14 protein-coding genes are annotated in these 25,821 nt (G+C 33.5%); 2 read left to right on the top strand and 12 right to left on the bottom strand.

Annotated features, from left to right (window positions below; genetic code table 11):
- Positions 1 to 41: 41 nt before the first annotated feature.
- Positions 42 to 1,313 carry a DUF2851 family protein gene (locus tag ACMDB5_RS07005; protein WP_414000294.1) on the bottom strand — a complete coding sequence of 424 codons (1,272 nt, stop codon included), beginning with the start codon at positions 1,311 to 1,313 and terminating at the stop codon, positions 42 to 44.
- A 156-nt stretch (positions 1,314 to 1,469) separates the two neighbouring features.
- Between ACMDB5_RS07005 and ACMDB5_RS07000 the strand changes: the two genes are divergently transcribed.
- Positions 1,470 to 3,146: a GLPGLI family protein gene (locus ACMDB5_RS07000; protein ID WP_414000293.1), complete on the top strand. Its 1,677-nt coding sequence runs from the start codon at positions 1,470 to 1,472 to the stop codon at positions 3,144 to 3,146.
- Positions 3,147 to 3,177: 31 nt separating this feature from the next.
- On the opposite strand, the gene ACMDB5_RS06995 is transcribed toward ACMDB5_RS07000, so the two are convergent.
- The 9 genes from ACMDB5_RS06995 to ACMDB5_RS06955 form a co-directional block, all read right to left on the bottom strand.
- Positions 3,178 to 3,660 carry a 3'-5' exonuclease gene (locus tag ACMDB5_RS06995; RefSeq protein WP_414000292.1) on the bottom strand — a complete coding sequence of 161 codons (483 nt, stop codon included), beginning with the start codon at positions 3,658 to 3,660 and terminating at the stop codon, positions 3,178 to 3,180.
- A gap of 181 nt (positions 3,661 to 3,841) precedes the next feature.
- On the bottom strand, positions 3,842 to 5,203 hold the full coding sequence (locus tag ACMDB5_RS06990) for a pyridoxal-phosphate dependent enzyme (RefSeq protein WP_414000291.1): 1,362 nt from the start codon (positions 5,201 to 5,203) through the stop codon (positions 3,842 to 3,844).
- A 156-nt stretch (positions 5,204 to 5,359) separates the two neighbouring features.
- Positions 5,360 to 7,309, bottom strand: coding sequence for a putative porin (locus tag ACMDB5_RS06985; protein WP_414000290.1), 1,950 nt, complete (start codon positions 7,307 to 7,309; stop codon positions 5,360 to 5,362).
- 127 nt (positions 7,310 to 7,436) lie between these two features.
- Positions 7,437 to 8,867, bottom strand: coding sequence for a RagB/SusD family nutrient uptake outer membrane protein (locus ACMDB5_RS06980; RefSeq protein ID WP_414000289.1), 1,431 nt, complete (start codon positions 8,865 to 8,867; stop codon positions 7,437 to 7,439).
- 81 nt (positions 8,868 to 8,948) lie between these two features.
- Positions 8,949 to 12,170 carry a SusC/RagA family TonB-linked outer membrane protein gene (locus ACMDB5_RS06975; RefSeq protein WP_414000288.1) on the bottom strand — a complete coding sequence of 1,074 codons (3,222 nt, stop codon included), beginning with the start codon at positions 12,168 to 12,170 and terminating at the stop codon, positions 8,949 to 8,951.
- A 1,474-nt stretch (positions 12,171 to 13,644) separates the two neighbouring features.
- Positions 13,645 to 15,081, bottom strand: coding sequence for a SusD/RagB family nutrient-binding outer membrane lipoprotein (locus ACMDB5_RS06970; RefSeq protein ID WP_414000287.1), 1,437 nt, complete (start codon positions 15,079 to 15,081; stop codon positions 13,645 to 13,647).
- A 16-nt stretch (positions 15,082 to 15,097) separates the two neighbouring features.
- A complete protein-coding gene (locus ACMDB5_RS06965; RefSeq protein ID WP_414000286.1) occupies positions 15,098 to 18,289 on the bottom strand; it encodes a SusC/RagA family TonB-linked outer membrane protein in 3,192 nt (1,063 codons plus the stop codon).
- Between the two features lie 424 nt (positions 18,290 to 18,713).
- Positions 18,714 to 20,153: a RagB/SusD family nutrient uptake outer membrane protein gene (locus ACMDB5_RS06960; RefSeq protein ID WP_414000285.1), complete on the bottom strand. Its 1,440-nt coding sequence runs from the start codon at positions 20,151 to 20,153 to the stop codon at positions 18,714 to 18,716.
- 18 nt (positions 20,154 to 20,171) lie between these two features.
- A complete protein-coding gene (locus ACMDB5_RS06955; protein WP_414000284.1) occupies positions 20,172 to 23,309 on the bottom strand; it encodes a SusC/RagA family TonB-linked outer membrane protein in 3,138 nt (1,045 codons plus the stop codon).
- A 171-nt stretch (positions 23,310 to 23,480) separates the two neighbouring features.
- Here ACMDB5_RS06955 and ACMDB5_RS06950 point away from each other — a divergent pair, with 171 nt between their 5' ends.
- Entirely contained in the window at positions 23,481 to 24,161 is a 681-nt protein-coding gene (locus ACMDB5_RS06950) for a ribonuclease HII (RefSeq protein WP_414000283.1), read from the top strand.
- Between the two features lie 3 nt (positions 24,162 to 24,164).
- On the opposite strand, the gene lipB is transcribed toward ACMDB5_RS06950, so the two are convergent.
- On the bottom strand, positions 24,165 to 24,875 hold the full coding sequence (gene lipB, locus ACMDB5_RS06945; protein ID WP_414000282.1) for a lipoyl(octanoyl) transferase LipB: 711 nt from the start codon (positions 24,873 to 24,875) through the stop codon (positions 24,165 to 24,167).
- Positions 24,876 to 24,943: 68 nt separating this feature from the next.
- Positions 24,944 to 25,678 carry a hypothetical protein gene (locus tag ACMDB5_RS06940; RefSeq protein WP_414000281.1) on the bottom strand — a complete coding sequence of 245 codons (735 nt, stop codon included), beginning with the start codon at positions 25,676 to 25,678 and terminating at the stop codon, positions 24,944 to 24,946.
- Positions 25,679 to 25,821: the final 143 nt, after the last annotated feature.

Below are 25,821 nucleotides of genomic sequence, written 5' to 3'. Positions count from 1 at the left end.
AATTTTGGGCAAAATTACAAAATTATCTAACAAACTCATTTCTAATTATTTTTTAATAAATCAATCCCAACAGCACATTCTAAACATTTACTTTTATTACAATACTCATTTTTTAATTGCAAAAGAGATTGAGTCTCAAAAGAGCTCTTTGGTTTTATTCCAAAAAAAATAAATTTATCCATGATAGCATTCTTTTCCGGAGCGATTTCATTCAACAAATCAATTAAGCCTTCTGAAATTTCCTTTCCCTGACTTCGCGCATAAGCAAACTGGACTGGAACTATCGTGTTTATTACAATCAAATCAATAAACGCCTTTGAAAGCTTTTTTACCTTCTTTGGACTTTCTTTATCAAACTGGTAATGGCTCTCCCAATATTTAGAACTAGAAATCTGAAATATTTTACAAATGTCTTCAATAGTAATCGAGTCATTTAGTTTCGAAAATAGGTTTTGATGAATATGATACAAATTAGCCAATTGAGAAAGTCGAATCGTAGGGAAATTATCGGGACGATGCTTAAAAAACTGAACTGGCGCATAACTATTTTTCTCTAATTGATATTTATTCAACAAATAAGAATACCTGCTTTTTAAATCTTTAAAATACATATCTTCTTTGTCTTCATCCAACAATCCGGAAGTTCCCAGGAGTAATGCTTCTAGATTTTCAACTTCAAAGCTTTCTTTTCTTATAATTGAAAAAGGAATAGATTGAGCAATTTTAAAAAATGACTCACCATTGGTATTGAGTCCGAAGTTTCTAGCCAACAAGCAAAACAAAACCGCTTCCCAATCATTATTAGTAGATTCCAATAACTCATAAATGGGTTTCGACTTTCTTTCCAAACGCTCAAAAAACAAACGTTCTTGCCAATTTTTCATTGTAAACTCATCAACCTTATTTATTTGCTTTTCACAAAAAATCCACGATTTTGGCGCTATTAACGAATTATAATTCCCCAAGACCTCTTCGTCTACATAGTTTTTAAGTTCCAAAATAGGAATTTCGGTATTGTCTTTTCTAAAAACCGCTGTATCATTTTCCCAAACCACATGAAGAATTACATTTTCATAAGCCACATCACTTTCGTGATGATGTACATACCAATCCGAAGATTTGAGATGAATCTCTACATTTCCCGCCCATTTTTGATTCCCAATTATTATTTGTGCATTAAAAAAATCTGGTCCGGATAATTCGAGATATTGCCCAACATTGACAATATTGACTTCCTCATCAGCCGAGGTTTTTAAATTTAAAGTGTTGAATTTTTTAAATTTCCACAGGTAGTGAATAAAATCTTCTCTCATAGCATCCATTTTTAAATAACTGCTTTAAAACCAGTAATCTAAAATACAAAACAATCTACAATTCCTGCAAAAAATATTTATTTCAAAATCAAGCTCAAAAATCTTAGATAAATTCGACCCTACTTTATTTATATTTGTATCTCAACAACTATATCAATGAAAAACTACTACATCCTATTAATTGCCCTATGTACAATACTACCAACACAGGCTCAAAAGAAATCAAAATCAATAAAAGTAACTTATGTAAAAAGTTCAAATGGCAAAATTTTAGAAAACCAAGACCCTATATTGCTTTTTACATCTGAAAAAATCAGCTTAAATACTACTGAAAAAATCACATTACAGAAAGCCGATTTCCCAATCGAACAAGTTTTTGTGGATTTTGATTCAAAAACTATTTCGCAATTAGCCCAATTCAAAAATCAAACTTCTGTTTTAAACATCGATAGTTTGGCATTGGGAAAGCAAAATTTTACATTTAGTGATCAAACCAGAAAAATATTGGGTTACAACTGCAAGAAAGCGACGACATCAATAAATTCAAACACCATCGAGTTATGGTATACTACCGAATTGAGTCTAAAAGGTGCTCCAACGGCTTTAGGACAAGATCTTGGTTTGGTTCTTGAAATGGTTCGCAACGGAAACAGCAAAGTGACCGCCAGCAAAATAGAACTATTAAAAAATGTTCCCACTTTCCTAAAACTTCCAAATCCTCAACCAAAAATAGTAGACCAACTTACTTACAAAGACTTGCTTTGGAAAAGCCGCTTTACTTCTATCGCTGTTTTTGAAAAAGAAATTATTAACTTCTCTGACACTTCTAAATCAAACGACAGTATTCTCCGATTTGCAAGCGGTACTATTATTGTCAAAAAAATAAAATTCCCAAAAATCAAAAAAGGAAGTTCTGTTTTTGTGGATGTGACAGAACAATCCAATGGCGACGCCTATGACAGAACAGGATCAGTGTTTGTGATTCCAACAAGCGAAAAGATTTCGTTTTTAGATGGACTACAAAATGGCGCTAAAACGCTACCTATTTATGAAAATGGAAATGGCGAAAAATACCAAGGAGTTATTCGAACTGAAAACTATTCCCCACTTCTGGAATTGATGCGTTTTTTCACTCCATTTGGGGTAAAACAATTCAACAATCTTGAATTAAAAAATAAGGCTTGGCAAGACAGCGTGTATTATCGTCAAGATATTTCAGAACTGACTCCTGCCTTAGACGATCAAGAAGTTTGGATTGGTATGAACATCGGAAATTATGATAAAGGCGGACATAAAGTAAGCTTGAATGTTTCTATTCATGGAGGAAATGACAATAAAACTCAAGACAATTGGCTACTTCCTCTTTTCAACACGAATAATGTGATGGAAATGGCTGGGCAGCAATATGCCACAATGTTTAATAACGAAAAAGGATTAGAAATAACATTTGAAGTTCCGGAAAGCAACAAAAACTACAAACTTCGCTACATCACTACAGGCCACGGAGGCTGGGGAAATGGAGACGAATTTGTACCGAAGAAAAACACTATTCTGGTAGATGGTAAAGAAATCTTTACTTTTGTACCTTGGCGAACGGATTGTGGCTCCTATCGATTGAGTAATCCAGCCTCGGGAAATTTTAGCAATGGGTTGTCATCATCTGATTTAAGCAGATCAAATTGGTGCCCAGGAACAGTAACTCCCCCTATTTATATCGATCTTGGAAAACTATCGGCAGGAAAACACAGCTTACAAGTTAAAATTCCACAAGGAGCACCCGAAGGCTCTAGTTTTAGCTCATGGAATGTATCTGGAATCTTAATTACGGAATAAGTAATTCTTCTGAATCTTTTATTAAATCCAACTATCGCAACAAATAAAGTTTAGCACATGCCCGAGCATCAGATAAGGCTTCATGATGATTCAGTTGTATTTTCATTGCTCGGCAGCAGTCGCTAAGCTTAGTGGGTTTTAATCCCTTGGCTTTGTATATTTTTACAGTGCATTCCCAGCGTGATCCAATATTCAAATCTTCATAATCTAGACCATAAAGCGCCATAGATTTGGCCAAAACATTTCTGTCGAAACTTTCGTTGTGAGCTACGACAACTCTATTTTTGAGTCTTTTTTTGATTTCGGGAAACACTTGGGCAAAAGATTTTGCATTGATTGTATCTCTGGGATAAATTCCGTGTACTTGAATAGTAAAAGGAGAATAAAGATTATTGGGCGGTTTGATTAGGCTGACAAACTCATCAACAATAATTCCGTTTTCAACGGTAACAATACCTACGGAACAAGGGTGAAAGGCAGTAGCCGTTTCAAAATCTATGGCAGTAAAAGTCATTTTTATTATAAGGTGTTTTTAGCTATTTGATTTTCCCTGAAAATGCATTTCGAGAACTAATCAAATAAAAAAATGTTTTAAAAAAACACTTTTTCTACAATTTAAAAAAGCCACAAATTACAATAATTCACACAAAATAAATTTGTATTTATTAGTCTAATTCGTGGCAAAAAAAATATTATTATTTTATAGAACCGATAATGTCATATTTTGTAATGATATGATGTCTGCCGTTACCTAAATCCAATAATACCGCTTGATTCTCTTTGGTAAATAATTTAGAAACATCTTCAATCGCAGTTCCTAATTTCACAATTGGATAGGGCCTCCCCATTACTTCGCGAATAGGTCTTTCGGCAGTATTTTTATCACTGACATAACTTTGGAACAAATCCGATTCATCAAGAGAACCTACAAAACCATTAATATCAATAACCGGTATTTGCGAGATTTTATATTTACGCATTCTTTCTATCGCATGCGAAACCAATTCTTCGGTACGCGCAACAATCAAAGGCTTATCGATATGATCTTGGATTACATCCTCTGCTTTAGTGATGTTTTCATCAAGAAAACCACGCTCTCGCATCCAATCGTCATTGAACATTTTACCTACATAACGGCTACCGGAATCATGGAATAAAACCACAACAACATCATCTGGCTTGAAATGTTCTTTAAGCTGTAACAAACCTTTTATGGCTGCTCCGGCTGAATTCCCAACAAAAATCCCTTCTTCTAATGCAATCTTACGTGTATAAACAGCTGCATCTTTATCGGTTACTTTTGTGAATCCATCGATCAGCGAAAAATCAACATTCATTGGTAATATATCTTCACCAATTCCTTCGGTAATGTAAGAGTAAATTTCGTTTTCGTCAAAAATACCTGTTTCATGGTATTTTTTAAAAACAGACCCATAAGTATCTATACCCCAAATTTTGATGTTTGGATTTTTCTCTTTCAAATATTTCCCAATTCCAGAAATTGTGCCACCGGTACCAACTCCCGAAACAAAATGAGTTATTTTGCCTTCTGTTTGCTCCCAAATCTCCGGTCCCGTTTGCTCGTAATGAGCCAAAGCATTTGAAGGATTATCGTATTGGTTAACGTACCACGAATTTGGAGTTTCTTCAGCTAATCTTTTTGAAACCGAATAATAGGATCTTGGATCTGTTGGTTCTACATCGGTAGGACAAACGACCACTTTGGCTCCCACAGCACGAAGAATATCCATTTTTTCTTTGGATTGCTTGTCTGAAATCACACAAATCAACTTGTATCCTTTTATGATAGCCACTAGCGCTAATCCCATTCCTGTATTTCCTGAAGTACCTTCTATTATGGTTCCTCCGGGTTTCAAACGTCCATCGGCTTCGGCATCTTCAATCATTTTAACAGCCATTCTATCTTTTACAGAATTACCAGGATTGAATGTTTCAATTTTGGCGAGCACTAAAGCATCTACTTCTTTGGTCACTCTATTTAATTTGACCAATGGAGTATTTCCAATCGTTCCTAAAATGTTTTCTTCGTATTGCATTTAATTCTATCTTTAAGATTGTAATTTGTTATAAATACTTTTGCAAAGATAGCATTTTGTTATAAAAAAATACCGCTTATAATAGTTAAACGGCAGATTCACAAATTTGAAATCTGTTAATCTGCCGTTTAATTATTAAAACTAAAAAATATATTCTTAATTAAAGAAATTCCAAATCAAACCAAATCGGATCATGAAATCCCGATACGGCATATTTGGAGCGGTATAGAAATTATTTCCTGAAAATGAAGAATTAAAATGTTCGGCTTTTAGATAAATTCGGGTTCTTTGAATTTTTGCATTAATGAAAAAATCAAGATTCGGATAATTACCAATTTCCTTTTTGTTTTGGACAAAAAATTCTCCAATTACAGGATTGTAATCATTGGCTAAGTAATTTGTAAAGTAGTTTAAAGTAATTCCAGTTTGCAAAAATAAAGCCTTTTTAAACATATAATTCGTGTAGTAAATGGTATTTCGAGTTACAATTTCAGGAACGTTCAAAATAGCATCCTGTTGATCTACCTTTTGGTACAAAAAGGTATTATCTAAAGCAAAATTTCCAAACTTAAATTCTTTATTCAATTTAATCGATAGATAATTTATCGTTTTCCCATATTGGTTTGGGCTTACAATTTGTACATTATTGTCAGTGGAAGTGTTTTCAAAATACAAATGATCATTTAATGTCATCAACTGAACTGATGCCTCAAGCCAAGGCGTACTCGCATTTGCGACAATAGAATTTATTTTTTCATTATTGAAATCGTTAGACCAATTGTACCCCAGATAACTGCTTTGATACAAATTATAATTATCATTTGGGAGCTTGTTTAAGTTTTGGTATTGAAATGAAAATTGATAATCACCATTTAAATCATACTCCAAATTAGCATCTAAATTAGACAAGGACTGATTTGTAATTGATCTTGAATACAAGAAATTTCCTTTCCATTTATTTTTTTGATACTCGTACTGTCCACCGGCACTATTTATACTTCGAGTTAATGAAGCCGGTATGGTTTTATCATCCCGAATTAATATTTGAGAATAATAATAATTACTTCTAAAATCATCCACAAAAAAATGGAACTTACCAAGTGTTGTATTCTCATAAGTCAAGCCTGCCTTATTATACATTTTATTATAACGGGTTTGATCATTAATTGCACTTGTTACATAGGAATCTCCAAATCTATAAACAGTTCTCGAACCTACCGTTGAAGGGACTGTTGCCTGATTGTATTCAAAAAATTTATTCTCATAATTGAATTGATGCGCCACATATAAATTATTAGCGCCCTTTTTAGAGTTGATTCTAAAAAAATGATCCAGAAATATTCTTTTGCCTTTTAGGAATGATTTGGCATCTGTCAGATAAACTTCTAATCGTTGCCTGTTCTTATATTTTGGGTCTTCACTTTCAAAATCAGCTATATTCGTGATCCCCCCATTTTCTTGGTTTAATATGTCCTGATAGGTATAATGTGCATTGGCAAAATAACGCCCATTCAAAGTGTTATAACTAGTGGTAAACCTGAAATTCCCTGTACTTGATAATTGATTTATGTATTTCCCTTCAGAACGTAATCCTTTGTAAGCAATTGAAAAATTAAGCCTTGGTGAAGTATTTAAAGTAAAAAAAGCATCCAAAGATTGTCCTTTCCCCATTACAGATTTAAAATACAATTCGGTTACCGGAGTGGCAACTGAGCTGTATTTGATATCGTTTGCCTCCAGAAAATTAAAATGCTTCGCCTTAAAACCGATTTCCGGATAAGGAGAAAACTTCGTTAAACTATATTGAAGCGTATTATAAGTCTGTCCTTCGTTTGGGAAAGCCAAAAGCCCAAAGTTATCCTTGCGCAAATAATTGTGACTGTATTCTTTTTGTATCGTAAGAGAAGTATCCAGATAAGTCGTATCACGCTCAATAGAAATAAAACGATATTGATCTATTGGAGCTGCTTCTCCTTTTACGTTCGTTCTTAAAGAATCAATCACTTCCTTTCTATCAGATTTAAAACCTTTAGCTTCCAAAGTTTTAACCTGTGAAAACGCAATTGATGGCAAGATAAATAAATAAATAAAAAGAAGAATTCTCATTTTTTTGATAAAATATAATTAGGGCACTTACTTGATTTCAAACTGCCCTAGCAAAGGTAAAAGAAAAACCTTTTTAAAAACAAAAAAACCCGCTTTAAAAGCGGGTTTTAAAAATTAGAAAAATTTATTAATCTATGAATGGATTATTTAATATTTCTTGTTGTGGAATCAAAAATGACAAACGAGGATCATCAAATGTGAATGCCTGACCTTTCAAGTTAAGATGATTTGTAGCTCTTACACTTGATCTTTTATTTCTTTTCATAGCTAGATAAATTTTACCTTCACCCCATAATTCAATACGCATTTGCTTATAGATTTCGTCTTTTAATAAGTTCCCTCCTAAAGCATCTACGTAAGCATAATCAGAAGCAGAAGCAAAACGGATAGCCAATAATTTCTTAAGACTAGTAATAGCAGCTCCATCATTATTTAACTTAGCATTCGCTTCAGCATTTAAAAGCAAAAACTCATCTGATCTCATATAAATATAGTCAGTTTCAACAATTCTCTGACCTCCAATTACACGTTTTGGATCGAAAAACTTACCTAAAGGTCTAAATGAACTAGCAGAAAACTGAGTCCTTCTTATATCAGTGGTAGGAATAGAAAGTAGTAAATCACGATCAATACCTTTAGGATCTCCAGCCCATGAATAGCTATAAGTATAGTAATCCATCTGACCCCACCAAGAAATAAGGTCAAGATTGATCGCATTTGTCAAATCAACCCCCCACATCCAACTTGGAGTATTAACATTATTAAAACCAGAATCACTATTAGTTAAAACACCATTAGCTAAAACAGCTGTAGATTGACTTTTAGTTGTTAACGGATAAGCAGCTAAAATATCGGTTGTTAAAGCTACGATTTTTGCTAAATCATTCGTTTCACCACGAGCGGCATAAACATATGCTAAGAAACCTTTAGCAACATTCTTATCAAAATTAAATTTTGCTGAACGATTATAACCTTCTAAATAAGCTATAGACTGAGTCAAATCAGAAATCATCAAATCATAAACCTCTGAAGCTTTACTCTTTGGCTGATTATTCGACTTCGCATCTTTATAAATTGGCAATATTAATTCATCCGCTTTATAAGATATTTGATACATTTGAGACAAATAAAAATAAGCGTAAGCACGTAAACCTTTTGCTTGTCCCATTACGTTTTTCGCCTCTTGATCAACAAGAACAGCATCTGTACCACCTAAAGCATCAATTACTGAATTAGCACCTAAAATAATTTTATAATAATACCTCCAAGGTTTATAATTTTCATTATTAGCAAAATTAGGAGTAGCAGATAATTGAGTAACTGCATTATACCAACCATAGTTATTAGCTGTATATGCCATGTCAGAACTCAACAAATCCAAGGTAATATCTACACCTTTCTGACCAAAATCAGAATGATCAGTTGTACCACCAGAACCTACAGTATACATAGTCGAGTATACTCCTAACAATAAACCATTCAAAACTTTTGGATTCACTTTTGCAATTTCATCTAACTGAGCATCCGTAGTGGTGCCTCCGTCAGGACGTGCATCCAAGTAATCTGATTCACAAGAAATCAAAAAAACTGAAATGGCTAAACTAAATATTAGTATTTTTTTCATAATTATATATATATATTAAAATTTAACACGGACTCCGTAAGAAATAGTAGATAACGGAGAATAACGATATGTATCCGAAGAGCCCGCTTCACTAGTTGATGGATTAAAACCATCTCTTTTAGAATTCAACCATAAATTGTCTCCAGAAACATAGAAATTCAAACTAGACAATCCAATTTTAGTAACAAATTGTTTTGGAAGTGTATATCCAAGTCTAACGTTGTTCAACGAAATGTAATCAGATTTTGTAAGGAAACGAGTTGAAGAAGAAGTTACATTTGGATCATTACCATTAGATAACCTAGGAACATTTGTGATGTCTCCTGGATTTTGCCAACGATCTTGAATATCAACATGCCAATTGTTTGAACCCGCTTGACCTGAACCCATTAAACCTGCATAAGCTCCATCATAAGAATAACCTCCAAAACTATATAAAAATTGCATTGACAAATCGAATCCTTTGAAACCTGTACTTAAATTAAATGCACCACGTATTTTTGGAACTGCTGTTTTTCCGATATATTTTGTAGCAGCTTGACTGTATGTTTTAGTTGTTGTTCCAACAATACCGTTTACATTATTAGGGTTAGTTTTAACATACTCTTCCATTGAAGTAATAAAGCCTTCATTGCTATCTTTTACACCATTAGCGTTAGCATCAAAGAAATATGCATTCCATTGTGAACGCCCATCTGCAGGATCAACTCCAGCAAATTCTCTCATGTAAAAATCATAAATAGAATGACCAACTGCTCTACCATATATACCATCTATATCGATAATTTTTTGTTCACCTGTAGCAGGATCAATAGGCATACGCGTCAATTTATTATTAATTAACTCCCCATTAAAAGATAAATCTACGAAATAATCATTCCCTTTTAACACATGTGCAGTTACATCAAACTCTACACCTGTATTAACCAATGCACCGTCATTAACAAAAATTGATGCATATCCTACAGATGGACCTACACGTCTATTAAAAAACAAATTATCCGTTTTTTTGTTATAATACTCAACAGTAACATCTAAGATTTTCCCTAATTTAAATTCAACACCTGTCTGAAACATATTAGACTTTTCCCATGTTAAATTTGGATTACCTTTCGTAGCAAAAGCAATTGAAAACTCGTCATTCAAATTAGATGTATTATATATATCATATCCTGAATACATAGAAGCACCACCTTGATCACCTATCACACCATAACTCGCCTTCAATTTCAAAAATTTCAACCAACTTACATTACTCAAAAATTCTTCATTTGAAACTACCCAACCAGCACCAACTGCTCCAAAAGTACCCCATTTATTATTTAAAAATCTTGAAGAACCATCTCTTCTCACAGTTCCTGAAAAGAAGTAAGTATCTTTAAAATTATAAGATACTTGACCAAAAATACTTTCTAATGAAAATCTATCAGCAAAAGAGTCTGAAGGATTACTCACTACAGCATTACCTAATTCAGTTCCATTAGGATCTAATAAATTATATTTAGATGCCGACAATTCTCTAGACTCATATTTAGTATTTTCATGAGCCAAAAGACCGTCTATACGATGATCACCAAACGATTTTTTGAAACGCAATAATTTTTGAAAATTGTAATTCATCAATTCTGTATTTCTCTTAAAAATCGACCCACCTTGCGAAGCAGAAGGACCATAAAAAGGGTTCTCTTGATTTGTAAAAGCATTATTATAATATTGAGCTCCAAAACGAGTTTCAAATGTTAAATAACTTGCTATTTTAAAATCTAATGAAGTATTTAAATTAAGCTCATTACGCTTCGTTACATTTACACTACGAACTGCATCAGAAATTGAATTTGTTAAACCTCCAAAACCTCTAGTTAATCCATAATCATACAAACCTCCACCATATATTGGATCATTAATAATTGCACCTGAAGCATCACGCTGAAATAATGGATAAATTGAAGGTATATTATCTACAAACCAGAAAACACTTCCTGAATCCGAAGATTGACCATTGCTATTCGTTGTCGAATTAGTATACCCAAAATTAGCACTACCTGACAACCAAGGCTTCACCTCATGAGTCACATTTAAACGCGTTGAAATACGTTCAAAATTTGAATTCACAATATATCCTTTGTCATTTAAATACCCTAAAGAAGAAAAGTATTTAGTTTTTCCTTCACCACCACCTAAAGTCAAATTAACCTCTTGACGCACAGCTTTTTGAAAACCAAAATCTTCCCATTTTTCAGGTGTATACCTCCTAGTTACTCCAGCTTTAACCTTTCCAGTAGCAGGATCAATCAAATCAGCACCACTAGATACGTTCCACATATTATAAGTTGGATCTATACCTGCTTCATTCGGATTAAATAAATTTGCATTTGCATAATTGATTGCGTTGGCTCCTGACAAACCTTCATAATATTTCCCTTGATTCAACAATGACTCCCAAGAGTAACCAATATACTCATCAGGAGATTTAATTGAGTTATAACGAGGCAACAGAGAATAGTTCATACCAATTCTTGAATCTACCTCAATAAAACTAGTATTTGATTTACCTTTTTTAGTAGATACAAGGATCACACCATTAGCTCCACGCGAACCATAAATAGCGGTAGCCTCTGCATCTTTTAAAACAGTCGTTGATTCAATATCACTTGGATTAATTGAATTTAATGTTCCATTAAAAGGTATCCCGTCAACCACATAAAGAGGAGATCTATTACCATTTACAGAGCCAATACCACGTATACGTACAGTAGCTGAAGCTCCAGGCTGTCCAGAAGTATTAATTACTCTAACACCCGCAACCTCACCTGCTAATGCCTGAGAAATATTTGAAACACTTTTTTTCTCAATATTTTCAGCCTTAACTTGTTTTGCGGAACCAGTAAAAGACTGAGTTGACACTGTACGATAACCAACAACAACCACTTCTTCAAGTGCTTGTGAAGCAGATGTCATCTTAACATTAACATTGTTAGAAGCACCAATAGTCACAGATGTATTATTCATCCCTATAAAAGAGAACACTAAAACCTCTCCAGTACTTGCCTTCAAAGCATACTTTCCATCAAAATCAGATTGAACCGATCTTTTTGTACCTTTAACTACAATGTTCACTCCAGGAATAGGCCCTGAAGCATCTGAAACAACCCCAGTAATCGTTTTCTCTTGAGCAAAAGAAAACTGCATAGACAACGCTATTAAAAGCGTAAAAATCCACTTGAATTTTAATCTCATATTAATTTATTTGAATTAGTTATCCGACAAAAATCATAATAAATTCTTAAAGAAACAAATGATGCTTGAAAATAATTATTTTATTTTTTATTAATTTTATTTACTAAAAAAAAACATTAATTGTAAAACCATTAAACCATAGACATTAATTTCACGAAAAATAACCCTTTTAACTCTGTTTTTATCAAAAACCGGAGTTGTATTAAATTCTTGTTTTTTTAACATAAAATACAGATATTAAAATTACCAAAACTAAATACACTTGCCATACAGTTCATATTAGATCAGTAGTTATCTTATGAACTAACTAAGCATTAGTCAATAAAAACCTTACTTTATGATTATAAAAACAAACCGTAAAACCTTTGATTCTGCTTTTAAAGTGTGGGCAATTCAATTGAGTCATTAAGAGAACTAATGAATATGCACCTGAAAATTGCACAATTAATTAAGCACCATTTTTAAATTAAATCGATTATAAATCATTCTATTGTTTATGATTTAAAGCAGAATATCTACTTTTTCATTTGTACTAAATTAAATATATACAAAATACTTTATCTCTATTTGTTCTTTAAAGAAGAGTTTATTCCCAAAAATCAATTCCTTTTTTTAAAGATTTTAAAAAACTTTCAGCCACAGTATTTCTAAACAATTTCCTCAACAGTTCATACTATGGGTAACCTTTTTATAAGAATCAAGAATATTTACATTTTTTTACTTAATTCACCTTACAAACCTAACTTACTCATAAATTTCTCCACTGCGATTACTTTGCCTGTTCAAGCAAAGCTCTCGAGTCTTGCTATTTCACAACCCAAACTCTGAAGTTCTAACGTTATTTTCGGACTTCCATAGTGCAGTCAGGATTCAAAACAGACTTTTGTTATTTGTTCTTTTAAAGTAATTATTCGGTTTTGTCTAATTGCAATTCTTCCTTTTTCTCAACGACAAAAACTCCCTTTGATTATTTGCAAAACTTGTCAAATTTTTTCAACCACTTTTGAAAAAATGCATATTACTTTTTTTTTAATATATTGCGTTCTAATTCAGTATTCTTGATTTTTTTTCTAGTTCATAAATTTTGACTTGCTCTTGTGTTTGTCTTAAACTTACTTACCCAGAAAACTTCCAGTTCAAAATATTTCGAACACTTTAAGCCGTTTATATAATTGTGAAGTTGTTATCAGCTTTGAGATATTGATTCCTTATTAACTCAATTGAATTACCCACACTTTAAAAGCGGAATCACAAATTTTACTGACTTGTTTTATAATTTAAAAGTAAGATTTTATTTTTAACCTCTACTGCCTGATAACTTAGTATATCCAAATCAATTAAATTATAAAAATATTACTTAAATAATTGTACCGTTTTTATTTACATATCTAACTAAAAATTACATAAAAAAAGAGGCTGTCTTTTGTGACAGCCTCTTTTAAAATCAATTTTAAATAGGGTATTTTGAAAACAACTATCTAGTTCCTCCAGCCCACCATACTTTTTCTTTATAAACATAAGAACCATCTCCAAATGCTTCTTTAACTTTTAGATTAGCAGTAACGTCCGACTGACCATATCCAAATCTTTCTGGAAACTTAGTAGGATCAGGGTGTACCATTGGAATAAGATCCCCATTACCCATTGCTTTTAAACGTCTGATGTCATTATAAGCTTCGATTCCTTCATTTTCATAAAAAGATATGTATTTTTCAACCATAATCTTTTTCAACAAAGCATTTCCAGTCAACGTTCCTACTGAAGCAATGTAAGTATCAGCCTGTGCAACAGTGAATGTTTTCTCTTGAGCCTTAGTATAAGCCGCTTTTATAGCGTCATTCATTGTAGTTTGTGCAGCTGCCAGACCTAATCTTGCTTGTGCTTCTGCTTTCAAAAACAACAACTCATGGTAACTCATTAAATAGATTGGATTTTTCTCATCCTTTAATGCTGAAATGGAGTAAGTATCTTGATTAATCGGAGGAAACGCTAATGAATTATTCACAGGCACAACAACTCCATTTACTTTAGTAAAAAATGCTACATTACGCACATCTGCTACACCATTAGCCAGTGTAATATCATAAAAACTTTTTGCAACACCCAATCCTTTTCTCTCAGCATCAAAACGAGCATATGGATTAGGAACACCAGCATTTTTAAGTTTGAATTCTTCAGTTGAATTAGCAAATGAAGCGTCAACATAAGCAATCACAGCTGCATAATCTGGTTTTTTTAGAGACAATCGCATCGTATATCTTGCCAATAATCCATTGGCAGCTTTTTTCCATTTTACAGAATCTCCACCGTAAATTAAATCTTGCGTTCCTAAATTAAATGCAGTCGCTTTGTCTAAGTTTGCAATTCCTTGTTTTAAATAATCGAAAACAGCAGCGTAAATTTCTTCTTGTTTGTCCAATTTAGGCTGAAGAAATTGTCCCGGATTCGATGCTTCACTATAAGGAACATCTCCAAAAAGATCAGTCAAAATAGCCAAGTTATAGGCATACAAAATTTGTGCAACTCCCAACGTTTGATAATTCCCAGTTTCACTTCCTCCATCAGAACATTTAGCAATAACTGTTTTCAAAGTCTTTAATTGTCTATAACTCGCATTCCAAACGTTATTATAGGTAGAAGCAGCTTCCGGTTCTCCCTGTCTGATTTGCGCATTATGCATTTGACCGTGTTTCCCCGCATTCAGTTCAGCATAAATCCCCGCATAGAAAGAATAATCTGATCCTGTAATTGTAAATGCTGAAGCCATCATTACATCAGTAACAATCAAACGACTCGGTATATTAGATGGGTTATTTAAGTCTTTATTAATGTCATCCAATTTGTCCTCAGAACAAGATTGAAACAAAAACAAAGCCATCACTGCTGTGATTGTAATTTTTATATTTTTCATTTGTGTTTAATTAAAATTAAAAGGTAGCGTTTAAAGAGAAACCAATACTCTTGGCTTGTGGCATAGACCATTGTTCAAATCCACCGCCCATATTATTATTTCCTTGTGATGCCTCTGGATCAAGATTAGGCATTTTAGACCATAGCAAAATATTTCTTGCGAAAACAGAAGCCCTAACATCCAATAAATCCCCCATCAGTTTTGGCAGTTGATAGCCCAATGTAATTTCTCTAAGTTTCACAAAACTAGCATCATAAACACTCGCTTCGGCTATACTACTTAATCTATTAGTTAATTTTTCAAGTCCATTCGGGTTAGCAGCACCGCCTAATATAACATCGTTTGGAGTCCCATCAGCTTTAACCCCAGGGTAAACATATTCATCTGCTCTATTTGCTGTAATGGCATCAACTCCATAAAGCCTCATTCCACCATTTGAACCGCTGTAGATTTTTCCACCGTTTTTCCAGTCAAAAGTTGCTCCCAAAGAAAGTTTCTTATAAGTAAACTGCGTAGAACCACCCAAGTTAAATTTAGGAGCAACTTCTCCTAGTGCCTTAGTTTCACCTTTTATTGGGAAACCGTCTTTATCAACTACAATATTATTATTAGCATCTCTTTTGAAACTATCTCCATAAATCACAGGAAATCTATCACCAATACTAGCTCTAATTTGTGGAGTTACAAATCCTCCCAACATGATATTAGGTACTCCCGGAGCCAATTCATCTACGTAAGAATCAATTTTAGAGAAATTAACATTGAAATTCCAATTGAAATCTTTACCTCTCACTGGGTTAACATTAAGAACTATTTCGTGTGCATCTGTATGGATTTTACCACCATTAGTCACAAATGAAGATATTCCTGTTGAGCCCGCCATTGGGACATTAAATATCTGATCTTTTACATTTTGTCTAGAATAAGTATAATCTAAACCAATTCTATTATTGAAAAATCTAAAATCAAAACCTGCTTCATACGATTTTGTATTTTGTGGTCTTAAATTTGGATCATAAACCACCGTGTTTGGAATAAATGAACTTATTCCTCCTAAAGGATACTGAATAGGAGATGAACTCCAGAAACCTCCTGTATAAGAAGGTTGGGCGTAATAATCCGGAAGATAAGTACCAGCCTGACCAACCTCAGCATAAGAACCTCTAATTTTAGCAAAAGACAGGAAAGAATTATCTTTCAATGCCTCGATTTCCGTTAATACGATACCTAAAGAAACTGATGGGTATACAAAATCTCTATTTCCTCTTGGCATAGATGATACAATATCTTTACGAATTGTTCCTCCCAAGAAAATCATATTTTTGTACGAAAGTTCAGTATTACCAAAGAAACCTACCGTACGTCTTTGGCTACGACTCTCTCTAGAAGACACGTTTCTAGCATTGGCGATTGTAGCAAATCCACCAAAATTCAATCCAGTACCATAATCATCATATCTTTTGTTGTTCTCATGATTATATTCATTACCTACCAAAACATTTAAAGCCAAATCACTAGTAATATCCAGACTGTAATTGGCCGTAAACAACGAGTTGATTACATCTGTAGTAACACCAAAAAGATTTACATTGCTAGCGTTACCTTTACCATCTGGATTATGCCCTGTTCCAAACTCAAAAATATTTCTATAATTTGTAGTATAAGAATCTAAACCTGCTTGGTATTTGAATGTAAGTTTTTGACTTCCGTCTGAGCTAATCACTGGAGCAAATTGAACATTTCCATTTCCGTAAAAACGATTTGTTTTTTCACTAAACTCATTGTTTTTTGCTGCCCAATAAGGGTTATTAAAACCACTAGTTCTAAAAAATACCTGATCATAAGGATTAGTCGCCGAAGCAAATCCGTTTCCTTTTACATCATAACTTCTTGGTGCACCAAAAACACCTACTAAAACACCATCATTACCAGATGACGATTTGTTTATTTTGGTTTGTACGTAGTTTGCTGAGAATCCCGTTTTCCACGTTTCGCTTAATTTTGTTTCTACAACAGCCTTAAGTGTATATCTATCCATTCCGGTTCCTAGCATCATTCCTTCTTGAGTAGCAGAACCTACCCCAAAGGAATAATTTGTTTTATCAGTAGCTTGACTAATATTAAAAGAAGTATTTGTTGTTTGTCCAACTCTAAAATAATCATCAATATTATTATATGTGCTTGGAGCTACCCACGGATCCAATCCTGCTTTAGCTCTTTGCGGAACATAATACATACCCGGCCTAAGTGTACCTCCATTTAAAGCATTAGCTACATTTCCACCATATGTTATGTCATTTGGCAATTCCGAAATCTTTGGTCCCCAGCTCATAGTACCGGTAGGATTGTATATCCCATTTGAGCCTTGAGCATACTCATTCTGAGTTTCTGGCTTTTTTGAGATGGTCTCAAAACTTACAGAAGTTGCAAAACTAATAACTGGTTTTCCATTTTTAGCCAAACCTTTTCCACTTTTAGTCGTAATAAGAATCACCCCATTAGAAGCTCTAATACCATATAATGCAGAAGCTGCTTGTCCTTTTAGAACAGATATTGATTCAATATCGTTAGGATCTATATCCACCGCTCTGTTTGCAGAGTCAGCTCCACTCGTACTATTTCCTGTTGAATAATCAGCAGTAGAAGCAACTGGCATTCCATCAATAACATACAATGGTGTATTATTCCCTGTAAAAGAACGAGCACCACGAATTACGATTTGAGAAGAAGCTCCCGGTGCACCACTTGAAGGTGTAATTTGAACCCCAGCTAATTTCCCTTGCAAAGCTCCAGAAAGACTATTATTTCCTCCTCTAGTCAGTTCGGCAGCTTTCACTTCTTGAATCGCATAACCTACAGCTTTAGCACTTTTCTTAACTCCCATAGCTGTTACAACCACCTCAGCTAGTTCATTACCTTCATCTTTCATTGTCACATTTATTGACGAAGAAGCTCCAACTGTAGCAGAAGAATTTTTCATACCAACAAAAGAAAACTCTAAAACTTCTCCTATTTTTGCTTTGATAGAATATTTCCCATCAAAATCAGTTTGAACTGATCTATTTGTTCCCTTAACTACAACATTTACTCCTGGAACTGGTCCTGTTGCGTCCGAAACAATTCCACTAACTGTTTTCTCTTGAGCAAAAGAAAACTGCATAGATAACGCTATCAATAGCGTAAAAATCCATTTGAATTTTAATCTCATATTAATTTATTTGAATTAGTTATCCGACAAAAATCCTAATTATTTCCTAAACTTTAGATAGCTCATCCTTACTAAAAACAACATTTAACATTCATCAACTCATTACCCAACCGTAGTCTTAAAAAAACAAAAAAAACATTTTTTATTAACATTATAATTACACAAAAACAAATTACGGTTTCTTCAAAAAACCTCAAAAACCTCAACAAAACAAGGAACAGAGGAAATTCAACAATATTTTTAAGTTAACTTAACGTTAATACCCCCTTAATTAGCATACGTTTTTTTTACAAAATTCATTAATAAGAATTCTTATCTGCAGAAGCGAATAATTGAAACAAGAAAGAATACAATTTTTACAAATAAAAAAAACATCCAGCAAGCTGGATGTTTTTTTATTTAAAGAACAAAAAAAATAGATCAATTAGTACCCATCATTTGGAACACATAATTTATTATACAAAAGCTCATTTTGTGGTATTGGCCATACATACTGAGCATCTACAGTAGTTACAGCTGGCGCACCACCTTTAGCAACGAAATTTTGCCCAAGCCTCATAACATCAGGAGATCTAAAACCTTCACCTAATAATTCGATTCTTCTTTCTATTGCTATTTGACTTAGCAAATCTTCAAAAGTTGCAAATGAAGCAGCCGTAAATACAGTTGTAGCATCAGATCTTCCTCTTACCGCATTCAAAAGCTGAATTGCTCTTGCGTCAATCGTTTTATTGTCTCTAACAATTGACTCAGAAAGATTCAAAAGTATCTCAGCATAGCGAATTACTGCTACATAATCCGGATCACCAGTACTTTTAGTCCATTTGTTAAGATACGTCTTGCCAGTATTTACAACATTCAAAGCTCTTCTAGCATCCGTTGCTTTCCAACCCACATTTGAAATAATACCTGTTGGCAATAATGAATACTCTCCAGTACCGGCAGTAGGAGAATAATAACTCACCAGAGAATTTTGGGTTCCTGGAATATCCGTAGGACTGAAAGCGAATGACAACATATTTTCAGAAGTTACCGCTGGTGTTGCAAAAACAGATGCAATAGCTGGAGCCAACATATTCCGAACCCCACTAGCCGCAGTGAAAGGAGCAGCAGCTGAAACAATTTTATTTGCTTCTAAAATCACTTTATCATACTTATTCATACTTAGGTAAACTCTAGTCTTCAATGCAATTGCAGTATTTCTATGCGCCCTAGTAGTATTATCGTATGCAGTTCCATTGGTTAATGATAAATTGGCCTCAGCAAAATCCAAATCAGCTATAATTTGAGCATAAACTTCGGCAACGGAAGACCTAACCAAATTACTATTCCCACTACTTGTTTCAGCTTTCAATCGCAATGGAAGCCCCGGTTTTGAACCATTACCATCCCAATAAGGCCTTGCATATAAAGTTACTAATGAATAATAAGACAAAGCTCTTAAAAATGTTGCCTCCGCTTTATATTGAGCTTTTAATGCATCTGCAATAGGCGCACCCTCCAAACCATTGATAACAACATTACATCTATTAATCGCTAAATAACCTGCATACCATAAATTATTAACTTCATTAGTACTTGATTGCAATCCAAAATTCCATGTGAATAAATTGGTAACTCCATTAGCCCTATCATTATTAAATTCTTCTCCGCGAATATCTTGATAATTAAAATAGCGTCCTCCATAGAACTGTCCAGTTTTCACACCACTATACATCCCTAAGACCTCCTGCAGAACCCTATCAGGCGTAGCAAATGCAGTAGCATCACTAATTCTTGTTTGATTTACCGGAGATAATGCATCTGTATCACTACAAGAAGATATTACCATTGCGGCAATAAGTATTAAATATATTTTTCTCATTATTTCTTTTCTTTAAAATTATAAACTTAGATTTAAACCAAATGAAAATGTTCTAGCCATAGGTGCAGAGTTTCTATCAACACTTGGCGAACCATTCGAATTTCCATTAGTAGAAATTTCCGGGTCGTATCCTGAATAATTAGTAAATGTAAATGCATTTTGCACACTTAAATAGAATCGTAAATTTGTGAATTTCATTCTGTCAACTAAATCCTTAGGTAGGCTATATCCAAAAGCAATATTTCTCACTTTTACAAAATCCCCTTTTTCTAAATTATCCGAGATTGGCATAGAAGATCCATTTGATATGTTATCTCCAAAAACTATTCTTGGTATTGCACTCACATCACCAGGATTTTTCCAATGATTTAATACGTCAGCAGAGTTATTCCAAACTCTCATATCATGCAATCCTGCTTTTGTTCCATTATACACATAATTCCCACCTGAAAAATACAACAAAACATTCAGATCAAATCCTTTATAAGTAAATGTATTAGAAAAACCTCCGAAATATTTTGGTAAAGCCGAACCAATCACAACTGCATCTGCAGCTTGATTAGCCGCACGAGTAACAGAACCATCGCTTACCTTTGTCCATCTTGAAGCCACAGGCGCAGAATGATCATATTGCACTGCCGTTCCATCTCCGTAATAAAAAATTCTTCTTCCATTTTGTGGATTCACTCCCCCTGTTTTAACAATATAAAAATCACCAATAGACTCACCTACTCTTATTATATTGGTGTTTTCAAGAGCTGTCGCAACTATTATATCCGAACCATTTGAATCCAAAGCTGTTACACGATTTTTCTGAGTTGTAACATTAATACTTGAATTCCATTTAAAACTACTTTCTGTTAATATTTTTGCATTTAATGTAACTTCAATTCCCCTATTATTCATACTTCCAATATTTGTCAATATTGCACTATTCGGTATCCCTGTTGAAGACGCTTGTGGCACATTCAGAATTAATCCGTCGATATTATTTTTATAATATCCAACTTCTCCAGTTATACGATCATCAAACATTCCAAAATTCACTCCTAAATCAGTTTTTTTACTTGTCTCCCATGATAGATTTTTATTTCCAGCTTGTGCGTAAAAAAGAGTCGCATTTGTTCCATTTAACCCTGCATCAAAAAAACTACTCGAAGCATAGCTAGCAATTCCTTGATTATTACCAACAAGACCATAACTCGCTCTTAGTTTAAATTGATTCACTACATTAGAGATGGCTGAGTTTTTAAAGAACCCCTCTTCTGACAAAGACCAACCTAAAGACCCTCCATAAAAATTACCCCATTTATTTCCTGGAGCAAATGCTGAATATCCATCTCGTCTAGCATTAATAGAAAGGTAATACTTTTTATCATAATCATAATTGATTCGTCCAAAATAAGATTCAAGATAATTTTCTACAAGCAAATTCCCAGAAGGAACTATAGTACTATATCCACCTTGATATTCATTGAAAAATGGATCGGTAACCGTTTTTCTAGCAGCACCCCAAGCATCAATTCTTGAATACTGTCTTTCTGTACCTAGCAAAGAACTTAAATTATGTTTCTCAGCTAATGTAATATTATAGTCCAATACATTCTGAATTGACTTTCTAGTATACCTATTCATTGTATTAGTAGCAATTCCTTTATCTGTAAAACCATCCCCTTGAAGAGGCGCTAAGAAATCCTTGTTTTCAACAAGAAGATTATCTATACCGTACAAGGATTTAAAATTCAATCCTTTAGCAAGCTTAAGGCCTATATAAAAATTAGAAATAATATGATCATTTTGAGCTGAAAACGTATTATTATCTATTAAGTATTTAGCATTCCCGAATTGAAGTGGCGATAAATTATTACCATAACCTATTTGGTTTCCTCTTAAATTATAAGTCCCATCACTATTGAACGGCCCAACATTTGGAGCCTGAACAAACGCTAATCTTGCTGCACCTGAAGAATTAAAAGCTCCACCATTAGCTGACCCAGTATTTAGACCATTACTTCTAGAATTAGTATAATTAAATGTACCTCCAAGAGTTACCCAACTGTTCACTTTATGGTCTAAAGCAAAGCGTCCCGTTTGTCTTCTGAAATCATTATTAATAAACATACCATCTTGCTCTAATTGACCAGCAGATAAGAAATATTTTGTGCTTTCAGTTGCTCCTGATATACTAATATTATGGTTATACGCAACACCAGTTCTATATGCATAATCGTACCAATTTGTATCTACTAATCTACCACTCGCATCATTCATCGTATAGAACCCTCTGGTTGTTCCATTTGCAGGTGTACCAAAGTTAGCCAAGCCTTCATTTTTAATATCCGTAAATTGTTGTGCATTTAAAAGTTTAATCAAATTATAAGCACTTGTAATACTAACTGAAGAATCAAAATTAATTGAAACCTTGCCCAATTTCCCTTTTTTTGTAGTAATTAATATTACACCTGCAGCCGCCCTAGATCCATATATCGCAGCAGATGAGGCATCCTTCAAAACCTCAATACTTTCAATATCAGCCTGATTAATATCTGCCAAAGGGTTATTTGCAGCATTACTTTGATTCAAATTGTCTCCATTCCAAGAAGGCACACCATCAATAACAATTAATGGGTAAGAACTTAAATTAATAGAGTTTATACCTCTGATACGAATAACTGCTTGATTACCTAAAACACCATTTGGAGAAGAAACATTCACCCCAGATGCAGCACCAGACAATGCTTGGTCAAAACTTTGAACAGCTACATCTTTAATTTTATCCCCTCCAATTTTAGAAATAGCCCCATTGACATCTCTTTTCTTTTGAGTACCATAACCAACAACAACAACCTCTTCAAGCGCTTGAGAAGCCGATGTCAATTTAACATTTACGGTATTAGAAGCTCCAATAGTTACAGATGAATTATTCATCCCTATAAAGGAAAACATTAGAACTTCTCCAGCTTTACCCTTAATAGAATACTTCCCATTAAAATCAGACTGCACCGATCTATTTGTCCCTTTAACAACAACATTTGCCCCAGGAATTGGACCCGTGGCATCTGAAATAATACCCGAAATAGTTTTCTCTTGAGCAAAAGAAAACTGCATAGACAACGCTAGTAATAGCGTAAAAATCCATTTAAATTTTAATCTCATATTTAGTTTATTTGAATTAGTTATTCAGCAAACATCATAATAAAATATCAATTACACAATAATTAACATAAAATATTATTATTTTTAACATTCTCAGATTTCATTACTATAGATAAACATTAACTAATCGATCGTATTAAAAAATACTTTATTTTTACCCAAAATATGTAAATGTTAAATTCTTTCTTTTCAACACCTCATTTAGAATCCGGAACTGACGAAGCCGGTCGCGGTTGTCTTGCTGGTCCGGTCACAGCAGCAGCTGTTATTCTTCCCCATGACTTCGAGAATACAATTTTGAATGACAGTAAACAATTGTCGGAGAAAACACGAGAAAAATTGCGCCCATTAATCGAGCAGCAAGCTCTTACCTTTGCGGTTACACATCTTGAACCTTTAGAAATTGACTCGATTAACATATTGAACGCTTCGATTAAAGCAATGCAAGAATGTGTATTAAAACTTAACCCGCAACCGAAATATATTATTGTAGATGGAAATGCTCCTTTTATTAGAAAAAAAGGAATTAAAAATACTAGCGGAAAATTTTTTACCAATGCTGAAATTGAAATTCTGGCATCTATTCCAAGTACCAGTATTGTAAAAGGAGATTCAAAATTTATGAGTATCGCTGCCGCCTCAGTATTAGCAAAGACCTACCGAGATGAATATATGAATCGGATACATGAAGAATACCCGATGTACAATTGGAAAAAAAATAAAGGATACCCCACAAAAGAACATCGTGAAGCAATTAAAAAATATGGCGTGACAAAATACCACCGAATGAGTTTCCGATTATTACCTGAACAACTGGAATTGTCCTTCGACAGCAATCAAGTTGAAATATAAAATTTAGAAGTCTGAGGTTTGAAATTCACAACCAAATAATTCAGTGAAATGTTTCAGGATTTTTTCTTTTACTTCATCTTCATTCACTTTTTCAACACCGAGCTCCACGTTTAATGAGGTTACCGCTTTACCGCGAATACCACAAGGAATGATATTATCAAAATAACCCAAGTCGGCATTGACGTTTAAAGCAAATCCGTGCATAGTCACCCAGCGCGAAGCCCGTACGCCCATGGCACAAATTTTCCTAGCAAAAGGAGTTCCAGCACCCAACCAAACTCCTGTTTCCCCTTCGCTTCGACCACATTCTAAACCATACTCTTGTATAGTAAGAATAATTGATTCTTCAAGCAAACGTAAATATTTATGAATATCGGTAAAGAAATTTTCTAAGTCTAAAATAGGATAACCCACTATTTGTCCTGGTCCGTGATAGGTAATATCTCCTCCACGATTGATTTTATAAAAAGTAGCACCTTTGGCTTCGAGTTGTTTTTCAGATAGCAATAAATTGCTTAAATCACCGCTTTTCCCCAAAGTATAAACGTGTGGATGCTCAACAAACAAAAAATAGTTAGGCGTCGATAATTCAAGCTCCTCTCTCCTATTCTTGATTTTCAAGTCAACAATTCCTTTGAATAATTCTTCTTGGTATTCCCAGGTTTCTTTGTAATCTTTATTTCCTAAATCTTGAAGTTGGACTATCTTGTTCATTTTATTTCTTTGAAACGCAAAGTTACAAAGGTTTTTATTGACTTAAAGTTATAAATACAAAAAGTCAACTAAAGATCATCATCCAAAACCACTTCGAGACTCGTGATTTCCGGATTTTGTAAGCAATCCGTTAACAGAAACTCTAATTTCAAGGATTTACGATCTTCACTAATTTTCGCATTAGCTTTAGAGACCGACTTTATTTTTCGAGGGAAATTATAATTCAATACATAGATTTGAACCAATTGAAATTTAGAAAATCGTTTTTTTAGATCTTCAATTTCATCGAATTCCTTTTTTAATAAAATAGCATCTGTAATCTTAACAGATCTTTTAAACAAACTCCCGTCAAAAGTATAGCTCACCTTATAATAATGTTCCTCGGCAGTTAAAGCGTAATTAAATTTAATATCATCGGCATAATTCTTTGTTTTATACAAATCAGGAACAGTCTCAATTTTTTTAAAAGTTTGAGAAATTGTAGTCCGGAACTCTTTTTCGAAAGCACTTTTTTTAATATGAACCTTTGTATTTTCATAAGCACTAAACAGCTCTTGCTCTGACTTAGTATATCTTATAAAATTAGCATTATACTTATTTATATAATCCTTAAAAATATAAGTTGTATCCTTAAAAATAGTTTCCTTGCCATAATGTTCACCCGTCAATTGCATATAACTATTTTCATCTCTATGTTCTACAATTTCTATGGTTCCGCTTCCATCTGGCTGAATATAAATGGTTTCGATGACTTGGCAAGCTGTAAGCATTAGTATTAAAATCAGGAAAAAATATCGTTTCATCTAGCAACTATTTTATGGAATACATTATCATCAAATATAATTAAATTCTGATATTTAAAACCATTAACTTTTCAATCCGTCATTTTACCTAAAAAACGAAAACAGAATAAAAAAACTAATCATTAGCTTTTAAAAACCGATTA

It is taken from the genome of Flavobacterium sp. W1B, assembly GCF_047344965.1.
Lineage (GTDB): Bacteria > Bacteroidota > Bacteroidia > Flavobacteriales > Flavobacteriaceae > Flavobacterium.
This window is presented reverse-complemented; position numbering and strand designations above follow the sequence as displayed.